Origin of the sequence: Brenneria salicis ATCC 15712 = DSM 30166 (assembly GCF_003315515.1) — a bacterium.
Taxonomy (GTDB): Bacteria; Pseudomonadota; Gammaproteobacteria; order Enterobacterales; family Enterobacteriaceae; genus Brenneria; species Brenneria salicis.
The window spans coordinates 17,294-39,030 of the sequence record NZ_QNRY01000015.1; the positions used below are offsets into that span (position 1 = coordinate 17,294).

22 protein-coding genes, 1 tRNA gene and 2 pseudogenes are annotated in these 21,737 nt (G+C 57.8%); 9 read left to right on the forward strand and 16 right to left on the reverse strand.

Features of this window, described 5'->3' with window-relative positions:
- Window positions 1-369: 369 nt before the first annotated feature.
- Window positions 370-2,100 carry an arginine--tRNA ligase gene (argS, locus tag DES54_RS08525; RefSeq protein WP_113866434.1) on the forward strand — a complete coding sequence of 577 codons (1,731 nt, stop codon included), beginning with the start codon at window positions 370-372 and terminating at the stop codon, window positions 2,098-2,100.
- Between the two features lie 68 nt (window positions 2,101-2,168).
- Here argS and murJ read toward each other — a convergent pair whose 3' ends face one another.
- Entirely contained in the window at window positions 2,169-3,707 is a 1,539-nt protein-coding gene (gene murJ, locus DES54_RS08530; RefSeq protein ID WP_113866435.1) for a murein biosynthesis integral membrane protein MurJ, read from the reverse strand.
- A 253-nt stretch (window positions 3,708-3,960) separates the two neighbouring features.
- Window positions 3,961-4,545, reverse strand: coding sequence for a ribosomal protein S5-alanine N-acetyltransferase (gene rimJ / locus DES54_RS08535; RefSeq protein ID WP_113866437.1), 585 nt, complete (start codon window positions 4,543-4,545; stop codon window positions 3,961-3,963).
- Between the two features lie 312 nt (window positions 4,546-4,857).
- Between rimJ and mdtH the strand changes: the two are divergent.
- The 3 genes and pseudogenes from mdtH (at window position 4,858) to DES54_RS08550 (ending at window position 7,726) form a co-directional block, all read left to right on the forward strand.
- Window positions 4,858-6,063, forward strand: a pseudogene (gene mdtH / locus DES54_RS08540) (multidrug efflux MFS transporter MdtH).
- 238 nt (window positions 6,064-6,301) lie between these two features.
- Complete coding sequence (gene grxB, locus DES54_RS08545) at window positions 6,302-6,949, forward strand: glutaredoxin 2 (RefSeq protein WP_113866440.1); 648 nt, start codon at window positions 6,302-6,304, stop codon at window positions 6,947-6,949.
- A 213-nt stretch (window positions 6,950-7,162) separates the two neighbouring features.
- Window positions 7,163-7,726: a lipoprotein gene (locus DES54_RS08550; protein ID WP_113866530.1), complete on the forward strand. Its 564-nt coding sequence runs from the start codon at window positions 7,163-7,165 to the stop codon at window positions 7,724-7,726.
- Between the two features lie 59 nt (window positions 7,727-7,785).
- Here the strand turns inward: DES54_RS08550 and DES54_RS08555 are convergent, their stop codons facing one another.
- Together DES54_RS08555 and DES54_RS08560 are read right to left on the reverse strand one after the other, a co-directional pair.
- A complete protein-coding gene (locus DES54_RS08555) occupies window positions 7,786-8,361 on the reverse strand; it encodes a TorD/DmsD family molecular chaperone (protein WP_113866442.1) in 576 nt (191 codons plus the stop codon).
- A gap of 31 nt (window positions 8,362-8,392) precedes the next feature.
- Window positions 8,393-8,683 (reverse strand): annotated as a pseudogene (locus DES54_RS08560) (phosphatase); the annotation flags it as partial.
- Between the two features lie 248 nt (window positions 8,684-8,931).
- Here DES54_RS08560 and DES54_RS08565 point away from each other — a divergent pair.
- A tRNA-Ser gene (locus DES54_RS08565) sits at window positions 8,932-9,021 on the forward strand.
- Here the strand turns inward: DES54_RS08565 and DES54_RS08570 are convergent.
- The 7 genes from DES54_RS08570 to DES54_RS08605 form a co-directional block, all read right to left on the reverse strand.
- The gene (locus DES54_RS08570) at window positions 9,013-10,281 is read right to left on the reverse strand and encodes a recombinase family protein (RefSeq protein ID WP_205680196.1); all 1,269 of its coding nucleotides are present in this window, start codon (window positions 10,279-10,281) and stop codon (window positions 9,013-9,015) included. The genes DES54_RS08565 and DES54_RS08570 overlap by 9 nt on opposite strands.
- A 91-nt stretch (window positions 10,282-10,372) precedes the next feature.
- Window positions 10,373-10,915: a DUF2285 domain-containing protein gene (locus tag DES54_RS08575; protein WP_205680197.1), complete on the reverse strand. Its 543-nt coding sequence runs from the start codon at window positions 10,913-10,915 to the stop codon at window positions 10,373-10,375.
- A gap of 40 nt (window positions 10,916-10,955) precedes the next feature.
- Window positions 10,956-11,159, reverse strand: coding sequence for a transcriptional regulator domain-containing protein (locus DES54_RS08580; protein ID WP_113866446.1), 204 nt, complete (start codon window positions 11,157-11,159; stop codon window positions 10,956-10,958).
- Window positions 11,160-11,295: 136 nt separating this feature from the next.
- Window positions 11,296-11,844, reverse strand: a complete 549-nt coding sequence (locus tag DES54_RS08585) for a YbhB/YbcL family Raf kinase inhibitor-like protein (protein ID WP_113866448.1) — start codon at window positions 11,842-11,844, stop codon at window positions 11,296-11,298.
- 98 nt (window positions 11,845-11,942) lie between these two features.
- The gene (locus DES54_RS08590; RefSeq protein WP_113866450.1) at window positions 11,943-12,767 is read right to left on the reverse strand and encodes a helix-turn-helix transcriptional regulator; all 825 of its coding nucleotides are present in this window, start codon (window positions 12,765-12,767) and stop codon (window positions 11,943-11,945) included.
- 234 nt (window positions 12,768-13,001) lie between these two features.
- Window positions 13,002-13,268, reverse strand: coding sequence for a conjugal transfer protein TraD (locus DES54_RS08600; RefSeq protein WP_113866454.1), 267 nt, complete (start codon window positions 13,266-13,268; stop codon window positions 13,002-13,004).
- Window position 13,269: 1 nt separating this feature from the next.
- Entirely contained in the window at window positions 13,270-13,596 is a 327-nt protein-coding gene (locus DES54_RS08605; RefSeq protein WP_205680198.1) for a conjugal transfer protein TraD, read from the reverse strand.
- A 180-nt stretch (window positions 13,597-13,776) separates the two neighbouring features.
- Between DES54_RS08605 and traA the strand changes: the two genes are divergently transcribed.
- Complete coding sequence (gene traA, locus DES54_RS08610) at window positions 13,777-16,776, forward strand: Ti-type conjugative transfer relaxase TraA (protein ID WP_113866458.1); 3,000 nt, start codon at window positions 13,777-13,779, stop codon at window positions 16,774-16,776.
- A 180-nt stretch (window positions 16,777-16,956) separates the two neighbouring features.
- On the opposite strand, the gene DES54_RS08615 is transcribed toward traA, so the two are convergent.
- Window positions 16,957-17,703, reverse strand: coding sequence for an SAM-dependent methyltransferase (locus tag DES54_RS08615; RefSeq protein ID WP_113866532.1), 747 nt, complete (start codon window positions 17,701-17,703; stop codon window positions 16,957-16,959).
- A 411-nt stretch (window positions 17,704-18,114) separates the two neighbouring features.
- On the opposite strand from DES54_RS08615, the gene DES54_RS08620 reads away from it, so the two are divergent.
- Both DES54_RS08620 and DES54_RS08625 read left to right on the forward strand, forming a co-directional pair.
- A complete protein-coding gene (locus tag DES54_RS08620; RefSeq protein ID WP_113866460.1) occupies window positions 18,115-18,333 on the forward strand; it encodes a helix-turn-helix transcriptional regulator in 219 nt (72 codons plus the stop codon).
- Window positions 18,323-18,577, forward strand: a complete 255-nt coding sequence (locus tag DES54_RS08625) for a hypothetical protein (protein ID WP_113866462.1) — start codon at window positions 18,323-18,325, stop codon at window positions 18,575-18,577. Before DES54_RS08620 ends, DES54_RS08625 begins: the two co-directional genes overlap by 11 nt.
- 2 nt (window positions 18,578-18,579) lie before the next feature.
- Here DES54_RS08625 and DES54_RS08630 read toward each other — a convergent pair whose 3' ends face one another.
- The gene (locus DES54_RS08630) at window positions 18,580-18,831 is read right to left on the reverse strand and encodes a toxin-antitoxin system HicB family antitoxin (protein ID WP_113866464.1); all 252 of its coding nucleotides are present in this window, start codon (window positions 18,829-18,831) and stop codon (window positions 18,580-18,582) included.
- Window positions 18,828-19,256 carry a putative toxin-antitoxin system toxin component, PIN family gene (locus DES54_RS08635; RefSeq protein WP_113866466.1) on the reverse strand — a complete coding sequence of 143 codons (429 nt, stop codon included), beginning with the start codon at window positions 19,254-19,256 and terminating at the stop codon, window positions 18,828-18,830. Before DES54_RS08635 ends, DES54_RS08630 begins: the two co-directional genes overlap by 4 nt.
- Before the next feature lie 101 nt (window positions 19,257-19,357).
- Between DES54_RS08635 and DES54_RS08640 the strand changes: the two genes are divergently transcribed.
- Window positions 19,358-20,995: a recombinase family protein gene (locus DES54_RS08640; protein WP_113866468.1), complete on the forward strand. Its 1,638-nt coding sequence runs from the start codon at window positions 19,358-19,360 to the stop codon at window positions 20,993-20,995.
- Here DES54_RS08640 and DES54_RS08645 read toward each other — a convergent pair.
- Both DES54_RS08645 and DES54_RS08650 read right to left on the reverse strand, forming a co-directional pair.
- Window positions 20,967-21,341 (reverse strand): recombinase family protein, encoded by a 375-nt coding sequence (locus DES54_RS08645; RefSeq protein WP_205680200.1) that lies wholly within the window; start codon window positions 21,339-21,341, stop codon window positions 20,967-20,969. The two genes, DES54_RS08640 and DES54_RS08645, sit on opposite strands and share 29 nt — an antisense overlap.
- Window positions 21,338-21,736, reverse strand: a complete 399-nt coding sequence (locus tag DES54_RS08650; RefSeq protein ID WP_113866470.1) for an HVO_A0114 family putative DNA-binding protein — start codon at window positions 21,734-21,736, stop codon at window positions 21,338-21,340. The genes DES54_RS08645 and DES54_RS08650 overlap by 4 nt, the downstream gene beginning before the upstream one ends.
- Window position 21,737 lies beyond the last annotated feature (1 nt).

Below are 21,737 nucleotides of genomic sequence, written 5' to 3' on the forward strand. Positions count from 1 at the left end.
TGTACGATTAAAAAAAACAAGATACTCTGATTCGAGTAATATACAGAGAGAGTGAACGATATGATTTTGTTAATTATTTCAATATTGCTGGTGATAATTGCAGCATATGCGATTTTTCGTCACTTTAAAACCAGAAATGAGCTTAAAATCGGCGCAACCCCCCGCAACCGAAAACGTTAAATAAATAATTAATTATTCTGCCGCATTCCGTTCCACACTAATAAAAATAATCCGCTTTTTACTTCCTTATCATCCATTTTCCACTTCATTGCAAGTCTGTCATTTTCTGCTGCAAATACCCCCCGTTTGCTGACTCATAAAGGCAAATATGGTATAAGCAGGGCTTGGTTTTTTATTTAAGGTAACCCGGTGAATATTCAGGCTCTTCTCTCCGAAAAAGTCAGTCAGGCATTGGCCGCGGCGGGTGCGCCGCTCAACAGCGAAGCGCAGGTCCGTCAGTCCGCAAAAGCACAGTTTGGCGATTACCAAGCGAATGGCGTTATGGCTGTGGCAAAGACACTTGGCATGCCGCCACGCCAGTTGGCGGAAAAGGTACTCCAGCATTTAACGCTGGATGGCGTTGCCGCGAAAACAGAAATCGCTGGCCCAGGTTTTATCAATATTTTTCTCGATAAACAATGGGTCGCCAGTCAGGTAGAGAACGTGCTGAACGCGCCAAAACTTGGGGTCGCCCCGATTGAGCCGCAAACCATTGTTATCGACTATTCCGCGCCCAACGTGGCCAAAGAGATGCACGTCGGTCACCTGCGCTCCACCATCATCGGTGACGTGGCTGTCCGCACATTGACGTTTCTTGGCCATAATGTGATTCGCGCCAACCATGTCGGCGACTGGGGTACGCAGTTTGGCATGTTAATCGCCTATCTTGAGAAAGTGCAGAATGAAAACGCCAGCGAGATGGATCTGTCGGATCTTGAGGCATTCTATCGTGAAGCGAAAAAACACTATGACGAAGATACCGAATTTGCCGCGCGCGCGCGCGCCTATGTGGTAAAACTTCAGGGCGGCGATGAGTATTGCCGTCAGATGTGGCGCAAGCTCGTCGATATCACCATGACCCAGAACCAGCTTAATTATGAGCGCCTCAATGTCACGTTGACCAAAGACGATGTAATGGGCGAAAGCCTGTACAACAGTATGTTGCCGGGCATTGTGGCCGATCTTAAAGCGAAAGGTCTGGCGGTTGAAAGCGAAGGCGCGACAGTCGTATTTCTTGATGAATTTAAAAACAAGGAAGGCGAAGCGATGGGCGTCATCATCCAGAAAAAAGATGGCGGCTACCTTTACACCACCACAGATATCGCCTGCGCGAAATATCGCTACGAAACGCTGCATGCCGATCGTGTGCTTTATTACATCGATTCCCGTCAGCACCAGCACTTGATGCAAGCCTGGACCATTGTGCGTAAAGCAGGTTATGTTCCAGACAGCGTCAGCCTGGAGCATCACATGTTCGGCATGATGCTGGGTAAAGACGGCAAACCATTTAAAACCCGTGCCGGCGGCACCATCAAGCTGGTCGATTTGCTGGATGAGGCCTACGAGCGGGCCTATAAGCTTATCGCCGCCAAAAATCCGGAGATGTCCGCGGATGAGTTAAGCGCATTGGCGAACGTGGTTTCCATCGGCGCCATCAAATATGCCGACCTGTCGAAAAGCCGCACCACCGATTACGTGTTTGACTGGGACAATATGCTGGCGTTTGAGGGCAACACCGCTCCTTATATGCAATACGCCTATACCCGCGTGGCATCGATCTTTAAACGCGCCAACGTGCAGGAAGCGGCGCTGACTCAGCCCGTTCGACTGACCGAGGATCGCGAATTGGCGCTGGCTACGCGTTTACTGCAATTTGAAGAAATAATCACCACCGTGGCGCGTGAGGGTACGCCGCACGTCATGTGCGCCTATCTTTACGATGTGGCGGGTCTGTTCTCCGGCTTCTATGAGCATTGTCCGATCCTGAATGCGGAAAATGAGGATGTCCGTCAGAACCGCCTGAAACTGGCGTTGCTGACCGCCAAAACGCTGAAACAAGGTCTGGATACATTGGGTATCGACACTGTCGAGAAGATGTAACGCCAGATTGTCCGGCATGAACAGCAAAAACCGTTGGCGGTGCCAATGGCTTTTGCTTATGCAGCGTTTCAGCCAGCAATATGACGGGCAAAATCCCGCGGACGAAACCCTAACAGCGCCAGCGTAACGAAGTACGCGCCGGCCCCCGCAACCACCATGACCATCAGCCGCGCGATACGATGCGTCATGTTGCCGATATCCCAGGCCGGCATCCACCACAATAGGCCGATAAGCACCAGCGCCATCACCACAACCGCCACGCACAGTTTTAGCAAAAAACGCGTCCAACCCGGCTGCGGATGAAAAATATCCTGCTTACGCAGTTGCCAGAACAGCAAGCCCGCATTGATACAAGACGCCAGCCCGATAGATAACGCCAACCCCGCGTGCTGCAACGGCCCGATGAAAATCAGGTTCATTATCTGCGTCAGAATCAATGTGACGATCGCAATTTTCACCGGCGTTTTGATATCCTGCCGTGAGTAAAATCCAGGCACCAGAACCTTGACGACGATCAACCCCATCAGCCCCACCGAATAGGCAATCAGCGCGCGCTGCGTCATCGCCGCGTCAAAGGCGTTAAATTCGCCGTACTGAAACAGCGATACAGTCAATGGCTGCGCCAAAATGCCTAACGCCACCGCACTCGGCAGCGCCAGAACGAAGCACAGCCGCAATCCCCAATCCATCAAGCGCGAATATTCATCAACGTTGCCGCTGGCAAAGCTTTTCGCCAGCGATGGCAGCAGAATGGTGCCCAACGCCACCCCAAGCACCCCGGAAGGAAACTCCATCAACCGGTCGGCGTAATACATCCATGACACCGAACCTTGAACCAGAAAGGAGGCGAAAATGGTGTTGATAATCAGTGAAATCTGGCTGACGGAGACGCCAAGAATAGCTGGCCCCATCAGCCTCATCACTCGCCAAACGCCTGGCTCGCGCCACTTGATACGCGGCAACACCAGCATGCCAATCTTTTTCAGATAGGGTAGTTGGTAGCCCAACTGGAGCAGGCCGCCAACCAGCACGGCCCACGCCAGCGCCATGACCGGCGGATTGAAATATGGCGCGGCAAACAGCGAAAAACCAATCATGCTGACATTGAGCAGCGTGGGGGCAAACGCAGGTACGGAGAAACGGTTCCAGTTATTCAGTACCGAGCCCGCCATTGAAGCCAGCGAAATCAGCAAGATATAAGGGAACGTCACGCGCAACAGCGCGGTGGTCAGTTCAAAACGCTCCGGCGTGGCGGCGAAACCGGGCGCGGTCACCATAATCACCCAGGGCGCGGCCAGCATGCCTGCGATAGTCACCAACGCCAGCACCAGCGTCAACATACCGGAGACATAGGCAAGAAAGGTGCGCGTCGCCTCTTCCCCCTGCTGGCTCTTGTACTCCGCCAGAATAGGGACAAAAGCCTGAGAAAATGCCCCTTCGGCAAAAATGCGCCGCAGCAAATTAGGCAGTTTAAATGCGATAAAGAAGGAGTCCGCCACCATGCCGGCCCCAAACACGCGGGCGATAATGGCATCACGCGCGAAACCTAAAATGCGTGACAGCATAGTCATGGCGCTGACGGCGCTCAGTGATTTAAGTAAATTCATCCGATTAATTCTGAAATGTCCGGGGACGATTATTGACCACGTTGGGATCATCCTGATTGCGGGATCCGGTTAGTCTACGCATTGCGTGTGTAATAGCTACCGAACATTGTCACCATCGCTGAATATTTCAGCTTTTTCTCAGCTTTTTTTTTCGATCGTCGGTAACGCGTTTCCCCGGCGGCGACCGCTTTTCCAACAGACAGCCAATCATACTGGCTGCTCATACACATAGCTGATATTACAGCATTATTCCTTAGCGCTGGTGTTTCCACTCATGGTTGATCAGCACGGTTAAAACATGATCCTGCCATTTGCCGTCAATCAACAGATAGTCTTTCGCGTAACCTTCGCGTTCGAACCCCAGTCGGGCCAGCAAATTACCGCTACGATGATTATGCGGCATATGGTTAGCCATGATCCTGTGCATATGCTGTTGGCGCTGCATGTAACGTAATGCGGGTTTCAGCGCCTCATACATCAGCCCCTGCCCTTGCCATTTTTCCCCCAGCGAGTAGCCAAGATAGCAGGCATGAAATGCGCCGCGCAGCACATTGCTAAAATTGGCCACGCCCATGACCTCATTTTCATTGGGATCCAGCAGCAAAAAATAGTAGGCGCTGCCCTGTTTATGCATATCGTTGATGACGCTCAAACGCGCCTGCCAGCCGGATGGGTAACAATGGCTGACATCACGCACCGGTTCCCAGGGCCTGAGAAAATCGCGATTTTCCGCATAGTACTCAGCCAGTCGCCATGCATCACGCTCATGAGCCAAACGCACTATCAGCCGGTCAGTGACTAAATGAACTTTTGCTGGCATAGAACGATAGCCAAACATTCCTTCCCCCCCAAATATCCGTTGCTTCGATAAGTAAAATTTATCGGGGTAAAAAACAAATATTTTCTGACAGCAGAAAATACCGCATATGGCCGATGATACTCACTATAACCGCATAAATTCTCTGGCGTAAAATCCCTATCGCCGAGTTATTGTCCAATCGAATCGGTAAAATTATTTTTTATACTGAAAGTGCTACTCAGATAACGTTCCGTCGATAAAAAAATATTATCTATTAACGGGCTATCCCAAAGAGGAAATAGGGTACAAAATAATCACGTCGGTTATTTTCTTTCATTTTTGTGGTGATACATGCCGCTGATGTCGCGAGCTCGGAGTCTGGGCAAATATTTTTTATTGCTGGATAATATGCTGGTGGTTCTGGGGTTTTTCGTTGTTTTTCCCCTTATTTCCATTCATTTTGTCGATTAACTTGGCTGGGCGGCATTGTTAGTCGGTATTGCGCTGGGATTACGCCAGTTGATACAACAAGGGCTGGGCATTTTCGGCGGCGCCATTTCCGACCGCTTCGGCGCCAGGCCTATGATTGCCGCCGGTATGTTGTTACGCGCCGTCAGTTTCATTTTCATGGCGATTGCCGACGAACCCTGGCTATTGTGGCTCTCCTGCCTCCTGTCTGGTTTGGGCGGAACGCTTTTCGATCCGCCACGCACCGCGTTGGTCATCAAACTGGTTCGTCCGCATGAGCGTGGCCGATTTTACTCCCTGCTGATGGTGCAGGATAGCGCGGGCGCGGTGATCGGCGCCCTGCTCGGCAGTTGGCTGCTTCAGTACGATTTCGACATCGTCTGCTGGGTGGGCGCGGTGATCTTCGTCCTGGCGGCCATAGTAAATCTGTGGTTGTTGCCCGCATACCGTATCTCGACGGTTAGAACCCCTATTCTGGAAGGCATGACACGCGTTATCCGCGATCGGCGCTTCCTGACCTATGTGCTGACCCTGACCGGTTATTATATGTTGGCGACGCAGGTGCTGTTGATGTTGCCTCTGATGGTAAATGAAATCGCCGGCGCCCCCAGCGCAGTAAAATGGATGTATGCGATTGAAGCGACGCTATCGCTTACGCTGCTCTACCCCCTCGCACGCTGGAGCGAAAAACGTTTCCGGCTGGAACAACGCCTGATGGCCGGCCTGTTTATCATGTCAATCAGCATGTTCCCGATCGGCCTGACCACCGGTCTGCAAACGTTGCTGATGCTCATCAGCTTGTTTTATCTCGGCGCCATTATTGCGGAGCCCGCGCGTGAAACGCTAAGCGCTTCACTGGCCGATGCCCGCGCCAGAGGTAGTTATATGGGATTCAGTCGTCTTGGGTTGGCGCTGGGCGGCATGATTGGCTATAGCGGCGGTGGCTGGCTGTTCGATACCGGGCATGCCCTGAATCAGCCGGAACTCCCCTGGTTTATGCTGAGCGCCATTGGTTTTCTCACGCTGGCGGCGCTTCATTGGCAGTTCAATCAACGCCGCATCGAACCGGCGATGCTGAGTGGCCGCTAAGTTGCGGCTTTACCGATGATTTGATCTCACCAATAAAGCACTTCATAATTTCCTAATACATTCAAATAATTGTTATCGCTTATTTGTGGAGTATATGCCCGGCCGCGTAGGCGGCCATTGTCTCATACCCTGCATCGTGATGTGACGTCCTGCCGGTATTCCGCGCACACCGGCCATGCGGAAACATGCCGCTACATCGCAGACAACGGGTGCATCAGTGAACCAAAGGATAACCAGTATGAAGTTATATATTTATGATCACTGCCCCTTTTGTGTAAAAGCCCGGATGATTTTCGGCCTGAAGAATATCCCTGTTGAACTGCAAATATTAGCCAATGACGATGAGGCGACGCCCAAGAAAACGATTGGCGAGAAAATGGTGCCTATCCTGCAAAAAGACGATGGCAGCTTCATGCCTGAAAGTATGGATATTGTTCATTTCATCGATAATTACGACCAGAAACCGCTCCTGACCGGCCCGACCAATCCGGCAATCGCCGCCTGGTTGCGCAAAGTGTCCGATTATACGACGCGTCTGATTATTCCGCGTTTTGCTCAGGCGGCATTCGAGGAGTTTGCAGCGGCTTCCGCCCGTCAGCACTTCATCAGCAAAAAAGAAGCCCAGATTGGCAGTTTTGCGGAACACCTTGATCATTCACCCGGTTTGATTAAAAAGCTGAACAACGACTTACAAGAACTAGAACCGCTGATCGTTCGACCTAATGGCTGCAATGGCGAACTTTCGACGGACGATATCCACCTGTTCCCGCTGCTGCGCTCTCTGTCGATTGTAGCTGGCGTCACGCCGCCGTCACGGGTTGCCGCCTACCGAGACAACATGGCCAAACAGACTCAGGTCACCTTGCTGAGCAGTCTGGCGCAATAAATCTTGACGCAATAAAATCCTGTTTTGCCGTTTCGCCATGAAGCGGCATTTTCCGTCCCACACAGGATAATGTTTACCATCGCACTGTCCACACGCGCCGGACTCGTTATTTTCAGTGCTATCTGATTGGTCTGGCCGAGGTAAACATGCACGCTGTGCTTGCATTTGAATAACTGGATTACACACCAAAAAAGCCTGATTGAGGTTAATGAAATGAAGAAGTTAGGATTAGCGGCAACGGCATTGCTACTTGCTTTTTCGCTAAGCGGTTGCAACAAACTGACGCAATACACACTGAGCGAACAGGAAGTCAATGAGTACCTGCAAAAGCACAATGATTACAAAAAACAGTTGGGCGTCCCCGGTGTGGTGGATGCCAATATCGTGCTGACCGAGTTAGCCAGTCAGATTGGCAGAGCCGAACCGGGGAAAATCACCTTGTCGGGCAACGCTAGAGTGGACATCAGCTCGCTGCTTGGCAACCAGAACGCTGACCTGAAACTGACCCTGAAAGCCCAGCCAGTGTTCGATAAAACCAAGGGCGCGATTTATCTCAAAGAGATGGAATTGGTGGATTACACCGTCCAGCCGGAAAAAATGCAGACAATGATAAAGACTATAAGTCCTTATCTGGATCAATCGCTAAAAAGTTATTTTGATCAAAAGCCAGCTTACGTTCTGAATGCGGATAACAGCGCCACCGAAGCGCTGGCGAAGAAAATGGCTAAAGGCATTGAAATCAAACCGGGACAAATTGTGATTCTTTTCACCGACTAACCGCGACCGTTCAACGGCGTTGGCGGAATGATTTTCGCCAACGCCATTTAATGTTCCTGCTATTCTGCGTCGTTATCCGCCGCGTTATTAACGTCCTCTTCCAACTCATCGCGCATGGCGTCCAGCGCCTCACGGCAAACTATCGCCAGTGTGCGATAAAATGGCGTCACGGCATGACTTTCCACCTTACCCAGAAAACGATGACTCCAGGGCAGCAAATAATCATCAAACAAGGTGATCTGTGCCGCTGTTTCATTTTCCTGCGAGTGGTCCTCCAGCCAGGATGCCGCCAGCAACAGCGCGCCAACGTGATCGATCGCTCCACTATTCAGCGGCATACCGCGCGTTTGCAAAAAGCTGCGCACATCCGTCTGTTTATCGTCAGTTTCGTAGGCAGAACGCCAGGGCGGTACGGCGCAATCGTCACCGACAAACAACGCCTCATAATCCGCTGCCATCGCAGTGAGATCGACGGCTTTTTCCAGCCTTTCCAGCAAGGCTTCCTGTTCCAGCGGCCAATGCTGCTGAAGTTGGCCCTCTTCAATGAGCGTGAGCACCGGCGCCAATACCGGATCTTGCGGCTGACGATAAAACAAGGTGCCCAATATGCGGCACACGATAGAAAACTCATTCATTCAGAAACCTGTTAATTATTAAGTGACAGTGTCATAAATCAGCTAGCTCGGCGATTGCCGGTCTGCCTCGCTGTTCGAGAAAATCCAGCACTCGTCGGGGGCTTACGTTTAAAATCCTCGCCTGCGGAAAATTCACTTGCTGCAAAATACGTTCGTAGTGGGTGAAGTCTCCCAGAGAAAAGGCAATATGGGAATCAGAACCTAAAGAAAGTACCCCGCCGGCATCACGTACGGCTTTGGCAATCGCACGACAATTCGGTTCGCTTCCCGGGCGGGAAAGCAGAGGTAAATCTACGGGATACATATTTTCTCCTGGGCCAGAATTATATCTGGAACATAGTATTTTTGGCTTTACCACACCGCCAACATACAAACAAATAACTTAAAATTAACACAATTAAAACATTATTATAAAAGGTGGTTAAACGATAAAAACAGATGAACTGGCGAGTAAAGCGACAAATTGCCTTAAGTTTAGCTAAACGCGCGCATCAGGGGCAGAAGTTTGTTGACGCTATTACACAATTTCCCTACATTAGCGCCGTTGCGGTACAACGTACCGATGACGCCGGTGAGGTGTCCGAGAGGCTTAAGGAGCACGCCTGGAAAGTGTGTATACGTGAAAACGTATCGAGGGTTCGAATCCCTCCCTTACCGCCACTTCAGTCCCAAGCTGGGCACGTCGATTCCCGCCGATTTCCCTCCGGAAACGGCGGTGAGCGTGCGCAGCAGCTCTCCCTTCGATCCCATGATGCGAACTTCGGCCTCTCCGACCTCGACCCGCTGGGCGAAGGCGCGCAGGTGATCCCGCCGATAACCGCCCCCGTCGAGCCTGATGCGCTGCCGGGCCACGTCGGCGAACCGGCGCACGGTGGCGGGCGTCACCGCCCGATTGCCGGAGCTTTCGAGCATGGCCTGCGCCCGCTCGGCATCGACCTGCGCCTGGTCGCGAAGCGCCTTCAGACCCGCGATACGGTCTTTCAGCGCGGGGTCGCTAATATCGGCCACACCTGATTCGATCGCGTCATAGAGGCGCTTGAGCCGCAGTTCGGTCTCAGCCGCCCGGCGGTTCAGTTCGGCGATATGGTCCTGCCGGCGTTCAGCGCGTTCGTGCCGGCGGTCGAGGACCGAGGCCAGTACCTCCTCCAGCCGGTCGGGCTGGAGCAGCCGATCCTCGATATGGCTGGCGACGATGGTGTCGAGCTTCTCCATCGGGATCGAGCGGCCCGAACAGCCGGTCTCGCCCTGCCGCGCCTTGATCGAGCAGGTGTAGTAGCGATAACGCCCGCCCTTGCCGGTGCGGATGGTCATGGCTCCACCGCACTTCTCGCAGAAGCAGATACCCGTCAGCAGGGTCGGGCCGCTGACCACGCGCGGCGGCGTGACCTTGGGATTGCGGGCCTTCAGATGCGCCTGAACGGCGTCGAAGGTCTCAAGGTCGATCAGCGGCGGCACGGGCACCGTGACGATCTCGCTGATGGGCTTCAGTTCCTTGGTCTTGGAGCGCTTGTTGAACTCGTGCTCGCCGATATAGGTGCGCCGCGTCAGGATGCGGTGGAGCTGGCCGATGCCCCAGCGCCCTCCGTCGCGGGTGAAGATGCGGCGCGCGTTCAGATGGGACACGATCGCCTTGACGCCCATCGGCCCGGACATGCCGTTCCCTTCCAGCGCCAGCCGGTAGATCAGCCGCACGGTGTCGGCGTGCAGCGGATCGATCTCCAGCTTCTTCTTGGTCTTGGCCCCGCGCTGCTCGGCCGCGACGATGCGGTAGCCGATCGGCGGCAGCGCGCCGTTCCAGAAGCCTTGCCGAGCGTTCTCCTTCAGGGCGCGCATGACGTGCTTGCCGTTCTCCTTGGACTGATACTCGTCGAACAGCGCCATGATCTGGCGCATCATGACGTGCATCGGATCGTCGCCCATCTCCTGCCAGATGGCACTTCCAGCATAAGTCGATCACCATTTCCGTTTGAGCAGAGGGAACACGATGAAACAGATTGGGTTCGATGCCCGTTCAGCGCCGCCCATCTGCTTTGATGGGATAGTGCAGCAGGAGACGATAACCGCCCTGCATCATCCTGATGCCGTGGGCAACGAGGCGGCGGGCCTTGTTCTTGCGCGGATCGACTTCCCAATCCTCTTTGCTGCCGCTGAAGCCGAGCAGCGCTTCGGCGATGGTGCGGTAGCTCGCGCCGTGCCTCCGTGCGTCCAAGGCTCTTAGCGACAGGATATGCCACTGGCGGAGCAGGTCGGGCATGACCCGAAACTCCGGCCCCGGTCGGCGACCCGCGACGGAGCGCCAGAAACGCCGGGCAGCATGGGATCGCAGTTCGTAGAAAGTATCCGAGGGTAAAAACGTGCCGTAGAAGGTCACAGCGTCGGGATTGCTGCGGGGCAGCCACAATTGATGCGCGATGCCATCGGCCCGCCATATGCCGTGCCAGCCATCGGCCGCGCGGCGCAGGTCGAGGCCGTCGAGTTGGGCGAGCTTGATGGTCGGACCACTGGCGTCAATTATATGCGCGACCGGCAACAGCATGAAGGCATTCGGATACACGCGCGGCGACCAGAGCGGAGCTCGCAAATCAGCTGCCGTGTCAGGGTCGCTTGGGAAACAGTAAACCCCAGCGATGCGCAAACGATCTCAGTTGTCTCGCGTCCTGTCTTCCGGTTAGCGCCAACGTCTGGCAATCGTGGCGATATTCGTCGTTGCGGCGCAGATACTCCCAAGCGAAACCGGAGGCGGCAAGCTGCCACATGTACCCGTAGGTTGCATGGTGCCACCATTCGATATCCAGCATGGCGTCACTCCTCCATGCCGCGCCTTGATTGGATGAGCGACGCGAGGGGAATGCGCGAACCCAATTGGGTCGGCACTCCCCATGGACGGTCGGTCATCGGTGCTGAATGCCGCCGTCGCCGCATTACAGATTCGCCCTAGCGGCTATAGACGGCAGTAATACGGGTGCTCTGGATCTTATTCGCACCGATCATGAACCCGACCAAGGCGTTGCTCGGGTTCTCCGGCAATTCCAACTGCTCCGTCGAAAGAGCATGCACGGTGAATATGTAGCGATGCACTTCACCCGGAGGCGGACAAGCGCCACCGAAACCCGCCGCCCCGTAGTCATTGGTGATTTCGATGGTGCCTTCCGGCATCGTTCCGTTTCCGCTCGCGCCAAGCTCGACGGAGGTTACGGATGCAGGGATGTTAACCGCATTCCAATGCCACCAGCCCGAACCCGTCGGTGCGTCCGGATCATATGCAGTGATCGCGAAGCTCCGCGTGCCGTCGGGCGCACCCGACCACGAGAGCTGCGGCGAAACATTGTCACCGTCACATCCGAAGCCTGCGAAGACATAGGTGTTCTCAAGTTGCGCGCCTTCAGCGATCGATGTGCTGGACAAGCGGAAGTCCTGCGCGCTGGCGGTTGTAGCCGTCGCCCCGGCAAGTAGCAGACCGGCAATGAGGGTTTTTTGAAGCATGATTAGGCTCCTTGGCCAAGGGGTTGAACATGCTCCAGAGATAGTCGGTCGCCGCATGTCGCGCTTCCGGCAAACATGCAAAGATTGTCGAAAAACGATCAATGTTCCGCTGACCGGATCAATTTTGGCTTGATCCCGAACCTTTTCCGAAAGGAGTCGGAAAAGTGAGAGGGTGTTTTGAACCCGCATTCCAGCGCGATCTGCGAAACAGGAACATCTGTCGTCTGCAACAGGGTGAGACCCCTTTCGAGACGTGTGTTCAGCAGAATCCGCGCGAAGCCGTGTCCCGATTTCGCAAGCCAGCGGCGCAGGCTTGCCTCGCTCATGGCAAAGTGCCCCGCCACTTCCGAGATGCGCCACGGATGGCTAAGATCGGCTTCGATCAGACGCCGCACTTTGCTAAGGGGCAGTTCTTCATCTCGGGCTGGAAGACTCACCCCGTTGTGCCGCAACCAGATCAGGGGTTCGAGAAGTCTATGCTGCCTGATCGGCGGCGGCAGGCCTTCGTTGTCGAGCGTATCCCTGATAAGATGGAGTATTTGAAACGGTCGGTGGGGAATTGCGCGCAAGACCTGGATGCCCGGCGTGCCGTTCCGTGGCCGTTGGTCGGAGAAAACGGCATCGACCAGTTCATGCGTGAAGCACACGCCATCGGCCCTGTAGCTGTCTTTCAGGATCGGGCGATTTTCCATCGTCACCACAGAACCGGGCGGAAAAATCATCAGATCTCCTGCTTCGCCGATCAGCTCCCCATTGTGTGGACAAAGAACTCTTTTGGACCCGGCTTGAACAAAAAACAAAAACGTCAGTCTGAAGTATAGTTCCGTAAACGTGGCCGTCGTAGCTTGAGTGATAGGAAGGATTGAAACGTCGGAAACCGAGATAGGAGAGTAAATGCAGCCGTTACGTCCACTATGTTCCATGCAACCCTATCCTCTGAACGAGGGCTTCGGTCTGCATGAGACTATCAGATGAGGCGTTGAAGGACACGGGTGGATTTTTCGGCGGGCCGGGTCCGGTTTGGTCTCGCCGTCCGTGGCCGTGCGGAACGGAAGAGCCTTGTTCGTTGCGCTTCGCCTCGTCGGCTTTGCGCGGCGTTGCCGCGCGATGGCGGGCTGCGCTGCGATATGTGGGGTCTCCGCGCCGCCCGCCATCGGTCATGCCCGATCCTGCGGCGGTTGAGTTCTGTCATGCGCACCTGCTGAACGTTCCTCTACGAATGCCTCTTTCCCCTTTCCGGCCCACAGTTCTTGCGCCCGCTCTCTGTCTTCACTTTTGAGCTTTTCGGCCATCCAGATGAGAGCGCCGTAGATCACGGCGCGGTCATCGCCGGTCAGGTCCACGATGCCCGCCTTGACGACGAGGCCGCCGAGTTCGATCAGATGCCGCGTTCGCTTGCGGCGCTCGACCTGCCAGCTTCGCATGTCATGCCGCACCCGTTGTGCCTGATGTCGGTTGCGCGCCGCCCGGTTGCGCTTGAGCGCCGCCATTGTCGCGGTCAGGCGTTGGCGCAGATCGCCGCGACCGACCCCGAAAGAACGCAATACCGCGCTTCGCCCACGCCTCCCTCTTTCCGGCATCGGTGGTTTCCGCCAACACGATCAGCGCGCCCGCCAGTTCCTCGGCGGTGAAGGCATCGGCCCCGGTGGCGATCACCAGTTCGCCGAGTTGCTGCACTTTACGGGTTTTCAGTTCCCGCGCCTTGTCCTCCAGCGCCTTCAGTTCCGCGTCATAGTCCCGTGGCTTGCGCATCGTCATCTCCATCGTGTCTGCAAGCTGTTGATGCAGCGATGATAGTTGCGCAGGCCGCTGAACGCAGTATTGTTGCCGGGACGGTGTGGCACGGCCCGGTTCACCCCGAGATTTTTTCGAGGGAGGGCGCGCTTATACGTCGTTCCGACGTGCGCTTCGCCGTGGCAATGCTTGATCGCAATGGCGATCTATCATCTTCACGTCAAGGTCATCGGCCGCAAGGCCGGAAGCAGTGCGGTGGCGTCCGCCGCCTACCGCTCGGCCTCGCGGATGCGCGACGAGCGCATCGACCGCGTGCAGGATTTTACCAGCAAGCGCGGCGTCGTCCATTCCCAGGTGCTTCTGCCAGAGAATGCACCGGAGGCATGGAACGACCGCGAACGGCTCTGGAACGATGTGGAGGCGTTCGAGGTCAGGAAGGATGCCCAGCTTGCCCGCGAGGTGGAGTTCGCCATTCCGCGCGAGATGACACAGGCGCCGGGCATCGAACTCGCCCGCGACTTCGCACAGGCCGAATTTGTCGATCAGGGCATGATCGCTGATCTCAACGTGCATTGGGACATCGGCGAGGACGGGATGCCAAAGCCCCATGCCCATGTCATGCTCACCATGCGCAGTGTGGACGAGAACGGGTTCGGCCAGAAGGTGCGGGACTGGAATGCTACCCAGATGGTCGAGCGCTGGCGGGAACGCTGGGCCGAGCACGTCAACGAGCGGCTAGCAGAACTCGACATTGATGCCCGGATCGACCATCGCAGCCTTGAGGCGCAGGGCATCGGGCTGGAGCCGCAAAGCCAGATCGGCGCAACGGCGCAGCGCATCGAGGGTGAAGGGATCGAAGCTGCCGACCGCGCGGACATGCACAGGGAGATCGCGCGCAACAACGGCGACAGGATCATCGCCGATCCTTCGGTGGCTCTGGACGCGATCACGCAACAGCAATCGACGTTCACGCGCCGGGACATGGCGATGTTCGCACACCGGCACAGCGACGGCCTCGACCAGTTCAACGAGGTCATGGGCGCGATGCGCAATGCGCCTGATCTGGTGGAATTGGGCAAGGACGGACGCGGCGAGGATCGGTTCACTACGCGCGACATGATCGAGGCCGAACAGCGGCTTCATCGCGCTGCCGAGATGATGGCGGAACGCGAACGACATGACATGAACGACGCCGAGAGAGAGGCAGCACTTGCGCGCGCCGAACAGCGCGGCCTTGTCCTGTCCGGTGAGCAGGTGGATGCACTGGCACATGTCACGGACGGGCGAGACCTTGGCATCGTCGTCGGCTATGCCGGGACGGGAAAGAGCGCCATGCTGGGCGTTGCGCGGGAGGCTTGGGAAGCGGCAGGCTACGAGGTGCGCGGCGTGGCGCTGTCCGGCATAGCCGCCGAGAATCTGGAAAGCGGATCGGGCATCGCGTCCCGCACCATCGCCAGCATGGAGCATGGTTGGGCGCAGGGCCGCGATATGCTCACATCCAGCGATGTTCTGGTTATTGACGAGGCGGGCATGGTTGGCACCCGCCAGTTGGAGCGTGTGCTGTCCCATGCCGCCGACGCCGGAGCCAAGGTCGTGCTGGTCGGCGATCCGCAGCAGTTGCAATCCATCGAGGCGGGTGCGGCCTTCCGATCTAGCCACGAGCGTCATGGCGGCGTGGAAATCCATGAAGTGCGCCGCCAGCGTGAGGACTGGCAGCGTGACGCCACCCGCGACTTGGCGACCGGCAGAACCGGCGATGCGATCAGCGCCTATGACCGTCACGGCATGGTGCATTCCGCTGAAACACGCGAGCAGGCGCGCGGCGATCTGATCGAGAATTGGGATCGCGACCGGCAGGCAGCACCGGACAGCAGTCGCATCATCCTCACCCACACCAATGCCGAGGTGCGAGAACTCAACGAGGCGGCGCGCGAGCGGATGCGGGAGGCGGGCGATCTGGGCGAGGACGTGCGCGTGACGGTCGAGCGGGGCGCACGCAGCTTCGCCAGCGGGGATCGCGTCATGTTCCTGCAAAACGAGCGCGGGCTGGGCGTAAAGAACGGCACGCTCGGCACCATCGAGGAAGTCAGCACGCAGAGCATGACGGTGCGCACCGATGACGGGCGCGGCGTCAGCTTCGATTTGAAGGATTACGACCGCATCGACCACGGTTATGCCGCGACCATCCACAAGGCGCAGGGCATGACCGTAGACCGGACGCATATGCTGGCAACGCCCGGCATGGACGCCCACGGCAGCTATGTGGCTCTGTCGCGTCACCGCGACGGCATGGACCTGCATTACGGTCGCGACGACTTCGCCAGTCAGGACAAGCTCATCAACACCCTGTCGCGCGACCGGGCCAAGGACATGGCGACCGACTACGAGCAGATCGACCCGGCACAGGACTACGCGGCGCGGCGCGGCATCACCTTCCGCGCCCGTGTCGCCGAGATCATGCGCAAGCTGGTGCCCGAACGACTGCGCGATGCCGTCGATGGCATGCTGGACGGATTGCGCCAGCCCGGCGACGGTGCGCCTGGTGCCGACGCCGCGCGGCAGCGGGAAAGGGAAAGATCGGTTGCGGACGGTGTGCAGCGCGAAGCCGCAGCACCGGCAGGCGATGCGGCCGAGGACCGGGAGAACGCCTTGCGCCGCGCCCGCAGGCAGGCGCTCATCCGTCACGCCCGCGCCTCCGATGCCATCCTTGAAGCCAAGCATCATGGCCTTGCGCCTTCCGACAAACAGCGGCGCGAGCTTGGCGCGGCAAGACGTGCATTCGCTGAAGTGCGGCCCAACGGCTGGCAGGACGCCGAAGCCGCCTACAGCAAGGACAACAGCCTTGCCCGCGAGGCGGCAACGGGCGATTCCGGACGCGCTATCCGCGCGCTCCGGCGCGAAACCGAAATCCGCACCGAACCCCAGCGCCGTGCGGATCGCTTCGTGGAGCGCTGGCAGGAACTCAAGGAGACCGGCCAGCGCCAGTATGAGGCGGGCAACATCTCCGGCTACAGGTCCACGAAATCCGTCATGGGCGACATGGCGAAAAGCCTGCAACGCGATCCGCAACTGGAATCGCTGCTCGCCAATCGCAAGGCCGAACTCGGCATCCAGATCGAATCAGGCCGCCGGCTGGGTCAGGAACTCGCCTTCACCCACGGCATCGACCTCGGCAGGGGTCGGGGGCTTGGACTGTAGAATTGGCCCGTTTGCTGCCGCCACACCTTGTCGCACATCACGTTGCAAGTGCTTTTCTATCTGCAACAAAGATATAAGACACGAAAATCCCTGCTTCTCCGCGCCGAACTGATCTGACGGGGATTTTAGAAGTCATGCGACAACATAGCACTGTGGTTTGATGGCGCGATGCTGATCTCATCATCGCGCCATCAGCGCGAACACGCCCCAACCGAGGTATTCGCGCGTGTACGTGGCATAGCGTTTGGGTTCCAAAGTCAGTTGGGCCCGAACGTCTTTCGCGAAGTCGTCGTCGGGGTTCGCTTCGAGCCATCGACGCATGGTGAGCCACTTGGCCGCCTCGTACCTGTCCCAGCCGTCTTGGTTCGCCAGAACCATCTCGACAACGTCGTAGTCGAGATTGCCGAAAGACGCGATAAGCTCGGGAAGCACCAGAAAATCGGAGACCGAACCGGCAAGGCACCCCTTCGCAACGTCTTCCGTGGGCGGCAACCGCAGCCAATAGGGCTCGCCAATGAGGATAATCCCTCCGGGGAGAAGACTCTTGGCCAGAAGCTCGATGGTGCCGGCGACTCCCCCACCGATCCACGTAGCGCCGACACAGGCTGCCACTCCAACCTTTTCGTCAGCGACATAGCCGGCAGCGTCATCGTGTATGAACTCCACTTGATCGGCGACCCCGAGTTCTTCAGCGCGCAGCTTCGCTTGCTCGGTGAACAACTGGCTCATGTCGATGCCAGTGCCGCTGATCCCGTAGTCGCATGCCCATGTGCACAGCATCTCGCCCGAACCGCTGCCGAGGTCCAGCACACGGGTCTCCGGTTCCAGCCGCAAGGCCACGCCGAGCGTGGCAAACTTGTCGGCGGTGAACGGGTTATGGATGCGGTGAGCGCTTTCAGTGATGTTGAAAATCCGTGGAATGTCCAATGTAGAAACGCCTTTCTTACGTATAGCGAGGGCAGAGTAGATTTTCGCAAAAGTCCCAGAACCTGCAAGAGTCGCGGGCCGGAACGCCAAGAGGGCACTGCCTCCCCGTCACGGCGCATCCCCATGACGATGCCAAAACACGGCGCGATCCTCAACCGGAAGCCATCCTAGCAAGTGCAAGCAGGAATACGGTATTCCGGTCGAATCATGACGCTGGATCAGCGCTTGACTCGTTTTCATCCATAGCATCGAAGTCACCATGAGCGGAAATCGCGCCGAAGAACCATCCTATTTACCGCCGTTTCTACGCTATACTACTACGACGCCTAAATATCTGTTGCAAAACGATAAATCGTTGCCTTGTTTGGTCTCTGCAATCGTCAGAAACGACCAGAAGGAGGCAGCGCGACCATGCGTCAACCAGACCGTATCATCCGCCTTGACACCGTCCGCGCCCGCACCGGCCTGTCCCGGTCCACCATCTATCGCAAGATCGCCGAAGGCACGTTCCCGGCCCAACTCAAGATCAGCACCAACGGCGCGGGCTGGCATGAATCCGACATCAACCGCTGGGTCGCCAACCCCGCCGGATGGCGGCCACGCGGCGAGTTCGACTTCGATGACTTCTGACCACGAGGATGACAAAGGGCAGCGGAGACCGGCGAACGACAACCGCCCGCCCGATGGACAGGATGCCGGGCGCGAAGCTGATGCGTCGGAGCGACTGGACGCGGTGGTGCTGTCCATCGCCCGCCTGATCGGCAGGCGCATGGCTCGCGAGGACTTCGAGAAGGCCATGCGCGCAGCCAATGATAACAAGTCCCCGAACACCGGGATCACGAAGGACGACGAGGACGACGAGGCCGAAACGTGAGATCAGCCGGGCAGTTCGTCACCCTTGACCGGCGGATTGTCCCTTCCGGCGCGGTTGAGAATATCGAGCGCCTTGGGAATATCGGCGCGGGCCGCGCGTTCCTGAAAGTAGCTCTCCGTGCGCAGCGCCGAGAGTTTTTCCGCGACCGCAACATTGATAAGCTGATTCAGCGCCACGCCCTCGTTTTCCGCGACCTTGCGGGCTTCATCGAGAAGCGAGGGCTGAAGCCTCAGCGCGAAATTGCTTTTCCTCATTTCCTTGCCTCCATCCGTTTCCATGCTTCGCCGGGCGAAACGACATCTATTCCGAACCGGCTCGCAGCCTTGCCGAAATCGCGGATATTGAACGTCACGATGGCTTGCGCATTGCCGTTCACCGCCGCTTCCAGCACCATATCGTCGTCAGGGTCGCGCACCATCGGCCGCCACAGGAAGGCGAGGCGCACATGTTCCGTGACGGCGGCCACCGCATCGAGCAACGCATCCACGTCCTCGACCGACAGCCCGGACGCTTCCAGATGTTCGGGTCGCGTCATGACCGCCTGATACTCGATCATCAGCGGCACGGAGGCCAGCAGCGTGAAACGCCGTTCCAGCGCCGCGACCAGCAGGCGGCGGGACGCTCCCGCATCGCTGCGAATGGCGGCGACCATGGTCGCCGTGTCGAGTATCAACCTCATGGAAGATATGATGGGGACTCGCGAATGATATTGCAAGCGATATTGCAAAAAGTCGAGAAATTTGCTACTGTCTTGCCATCAAGCAATAGGAGTCCGCCCCCATGTTCCGCATTGCCCTTTACGCCCGCTATTCCTCCGAGAACCAGCGTGACGCCTCCATCGAGGACCAGTTGCGCCAGTGCCGCGAGAGGGCGGCGCGCGAGGGCTGGACCGTGGTGGAGACCTATTCCGACCGCGCCATCTCCGGGTCGTCCATGTTCCGGGCCGGCATCCGGGCGCTTCTGGCCGATGCGCAGGCGGGCCGCTTCGACATGGTGCTGTCCGAAGCGCTGGACCGCATCAGCCGCGATCAGGAGGATGTGGCCGCCGTGTTCAAGCGCCTGCGCTTCGCGGGCGTTTCCATCGTCACCCTGTCCGAAGGCGAGATCAACGAGCTTCATGTCGGCCTCAAGGGCACCATGAACGCCCTGTTTATCAAAGACCTCGCCATCAAGACCCATCGCGGCCAGCGCGGGCGCGTGGAGAACGGCAAGGCCGGCAGCGGTCGAGCCGCTTATGGCTACCGTGTCATCCATCAGCTCGACGCCAATGGCGAGCCGATCAGGGGCGAGCGCGCGATTGTCGAAGAAGAAGCCGGGATCGTGCGCCGCATCTTCCGCGAATACGCTTCGGGCAGAAGCCCCAAGGAGATCGCATTCCAGTTGAACCGCGAGGGTGTTCCCGGTCTTCGCAACCGTCCTTGGATCGACGCCACCATCAGGGGCAATCCTGTTGCCGGAACAGGCATCCTCAACAATGAGCTTTATGCCGGTGTTCTCGCGTGGAACCGGCAGCGCTTTATCAAGAACCCCGAGACCGGCACTCGCATATCGCGCATCAACCCGGAAAGCGCGTGGATCAGGACCGAGGTTCCGCACTTGAGGATCGTGGACGATGCGCTCTGGCAGGCGGTGCGCGAGCGCCAGCGCGGCATATCCGCCCTGTTCGGTCCCAACCTCGCCAACACCCGCGAAGGCCGGGCGCAGAAGCTGCATCTGACCAACCGGCCCGTCACCCTCCTTTCCGGCCTGCTCACCTGCGGCTGCTGTGGTGGCAGGATCAGCATGGTGATGACCGACCGCTATGCCTGCCGCAACCATCTGCGCAAGGGCATTTGCGCCAACAGCCGCACCATCCGCCGCGACGTGATCGAGGCGCGCGTTCTGGGTGGCCTGAAAGAAAAGCTGGTGTCGTCCGGGGCGGTCGCGGAGGCGGTGCGCGCCTACGCCAAGGAAACCAACCGACTGAACCGTGACAGGAGAGCGCAGGCCGAGACGGACCAGAAGGCGCTACAGAAGATCGAGCGCGCTATCGTCGGCATCATGGCGGCTATCGAGGACGGTCTGTATCAGCCGTCGATGAAGGCGCGTATGGCCGAGCTTGAGCGGGGTAAGTCAGAAATCATCGCCCGCATGGCGGAGGCTCCCGCCGCTATCCCGGACGTGCATCCGAACATTGCCAGCGTCTATCGCCGAAACGTGGAGCGGTTTACCGAAGCCCTCAACTATCCCGATGGTGGCCGGGAGGCCGCCGAGACGCTGCGTTCGCTCATCGGCGAGATCGTGCTGACCCCCGGCCCGAAGCGCGGCGAGGTCCATGCCGAGCTACGCGGCGAGCTTATGGGCATCCTCGCCTTCGCCACGGACCAAAAGACCAAGCAGGCCGTCCGTATTATGCCGCCAGTTGCATCTTGTGGGTGATCGAGACCAGCTTGACGCCGTTTTTGGCCAGCTTGCGGACGTAGAATTCCAGCTCGAAGTGGTCGCGGAAGAAGCGGCTGAACGAGTGGACGACGACGATATCGAAGGGCGCGGGCTTGGTGGTGCCGGCCTCGATCAGGCGCTGGAACTCGGGGCGGCGATCGTTGGTGGCGGTCGCGCCCGGTTCCACGAAGGTGTCGATGAGCTGATAGCCGCGCGACAGGCAGTAGGCCTCACCTTGGCGCTTCTGGTCGGGGATCGAAACGTCATGCTCGGCCTGCCGCGCGGTCGAGACGCGCAGATAGAGAGCGGCCCGCGTGGCGATGCTGAGTGTTTCAGCGTTCATGATCGGTCTCCCACTGCCGTGGCGGTTCGCTTTCGAGATTCTTTCAGCGGCAAGTCCAGCACGACGCGATCGTGGATCAGCTTCGGTGCCAGCTTTCGCCCGCTTCGCTCCATGCGGATCAGGCCGTAGCCGATCATCGTCTTCAGTGTGCGCGACAGGTTGGACTTGGCCCGGTCGGTGAGCGCCGCCAGTTCGTCAAGCGAGTCCGGGGCCTGCTCTGCAATGATGCGCAGCATCTCGCGATTGGGAGCCGAAAGAATGCGGGCAAAGGATTCGGTCGAGGCGAACCAGGTGGTTGGATCGCTTGGCGACGGCTTCTCCTCACCTCGTGCAATTCGCAGTGTGCGGGCTTTCATCTCCTCGGGATCGGCGATGCCGACCTTCAGCGTCGTCATG

Coding starts and splice junctions, on each gene's coding strand:
- murJ (WP_113866435.1), bottom strand. CDS start 3,707: ATGAATTTACTTAAATCACTGAGCGCCGTCAGCGCCATGACTATGCTG.
- rimJ (WP_113866437.1), bottom strand. CDS start 4,545: ATGTTTGGCTATCGTTCTATGCCAGCAAAAGTTCATTTAGTCACTGAC.
- grxB (WP_113866440.1), top strand. CDS start 6,302: ATGAAGTTATATATTTATGATCACTGCCCCTTTTGTGTAAAAGCCCGG.
- DES54_RS08550 (WP_113866530.1), top strand. CDS start 7,163: ATGAAGAAGTTAGGATTAGCGGCAACGGCATTGCTACTTGCTTTTTCG.
- DES54_RS08555 (WP_113866442.1), bottom strand. CDS start 8,361: ATGAATGAGTTTTCTATCGTGTGCCGCATATTGGGCACCTTGTTTTAT.
- DES54_RS08570 (WP_205680196.1), bottom strand. CDS start 10,281: ATGGGCGACGATCCGATGCACGTCATGATGCGCCAGATCATGGCGCTG.
- DES54_RS08580 (WP_113866446.1), bottom strand. CDS start 11,159: ATGCTGGATATCGAATGGTGGCACCATGCAACCTACGGGTACATGTGG.
- DES54_RS08585 (WP_113866448.1), bottom strand. CDS start 11,844: ATGCTTCAAAAAACCCTCATTGCCGGTCTGCTACTTGCCGGGGCGACG.
- DES54_RS08590 (WP_113866450.1), bottom strand. CDS start 12,767: ATGGAACATAGTGGACGTAACGGCTGCATTTACTCTCCTATCTCGGTT.
- DES54_RS08600 (WP_113866454.1), bottom strand. CDS start 13,268: ATGCGAAGCTGGCAGGTCGAGCGCCGCAAGCGAACGCGGCATCTGATC.
- DES54_RS08605 (WP_205680198.1), bottom strand. CDS start 13,596: ATGCGCAAGCCACGGGACTATGACGCGGAACTGAAGGCGCTGGAGGAC.
- traA (WP_113866458.1), top strand. CDS start 13,777: ATGGCGATCTATCATCTTCACGTCAAGGTCATCGGCCGCAAGGCCGGA.
- DES54_RS08620 (WP_113866460.1), top strand. CDS start 18,115: ATGCGTCAACCAGACCGTATCATCCGCCTTGACACCGTCCGCGCCCGC.
- DES54_RS08625 (WP_113866462.1), top strand. CDS start 18,323: ATGACTTCTGACCACGAGGATGACAAAGGGCAGCGGAGACCGGCGAAC.
- DES54_RS08630 (WP_113866464.1), bottom strand. CDS start 18,831: ATGAGGAAAAGCAATTTCGCGCTGAGGCTTCAGCCCTCGCTTCTCGAT.
- DES54_RS08635 (WP_113866466.1), bottom strand. CDS start 19,256: ATGAGGTTGATACTCGACACGGCGACCATGGTCGCCGCCATTCGCAGC.
- DES54_RS08640 (WP_113866468.1), top strand. CDS start 19,358: ATGTTCCGCATTGCCCTTTACGCCCGCTATTCCTCCGAGAACCAGCGT.
- DES54_RS08645 (WP_205680200.1), bottom strand. CDS start 21,341: ATGAACGCTGAAACACTCAGCATCGCCACGCGGGCCGCTCTCTATCTG.
- DES54_RS08650 (WP_113866470.1), bottom strand. CDS start 21,736: ATGACGACGCTGAAGGTCGGCATCGCCGATCCCGAGGAGATGAAAGCC.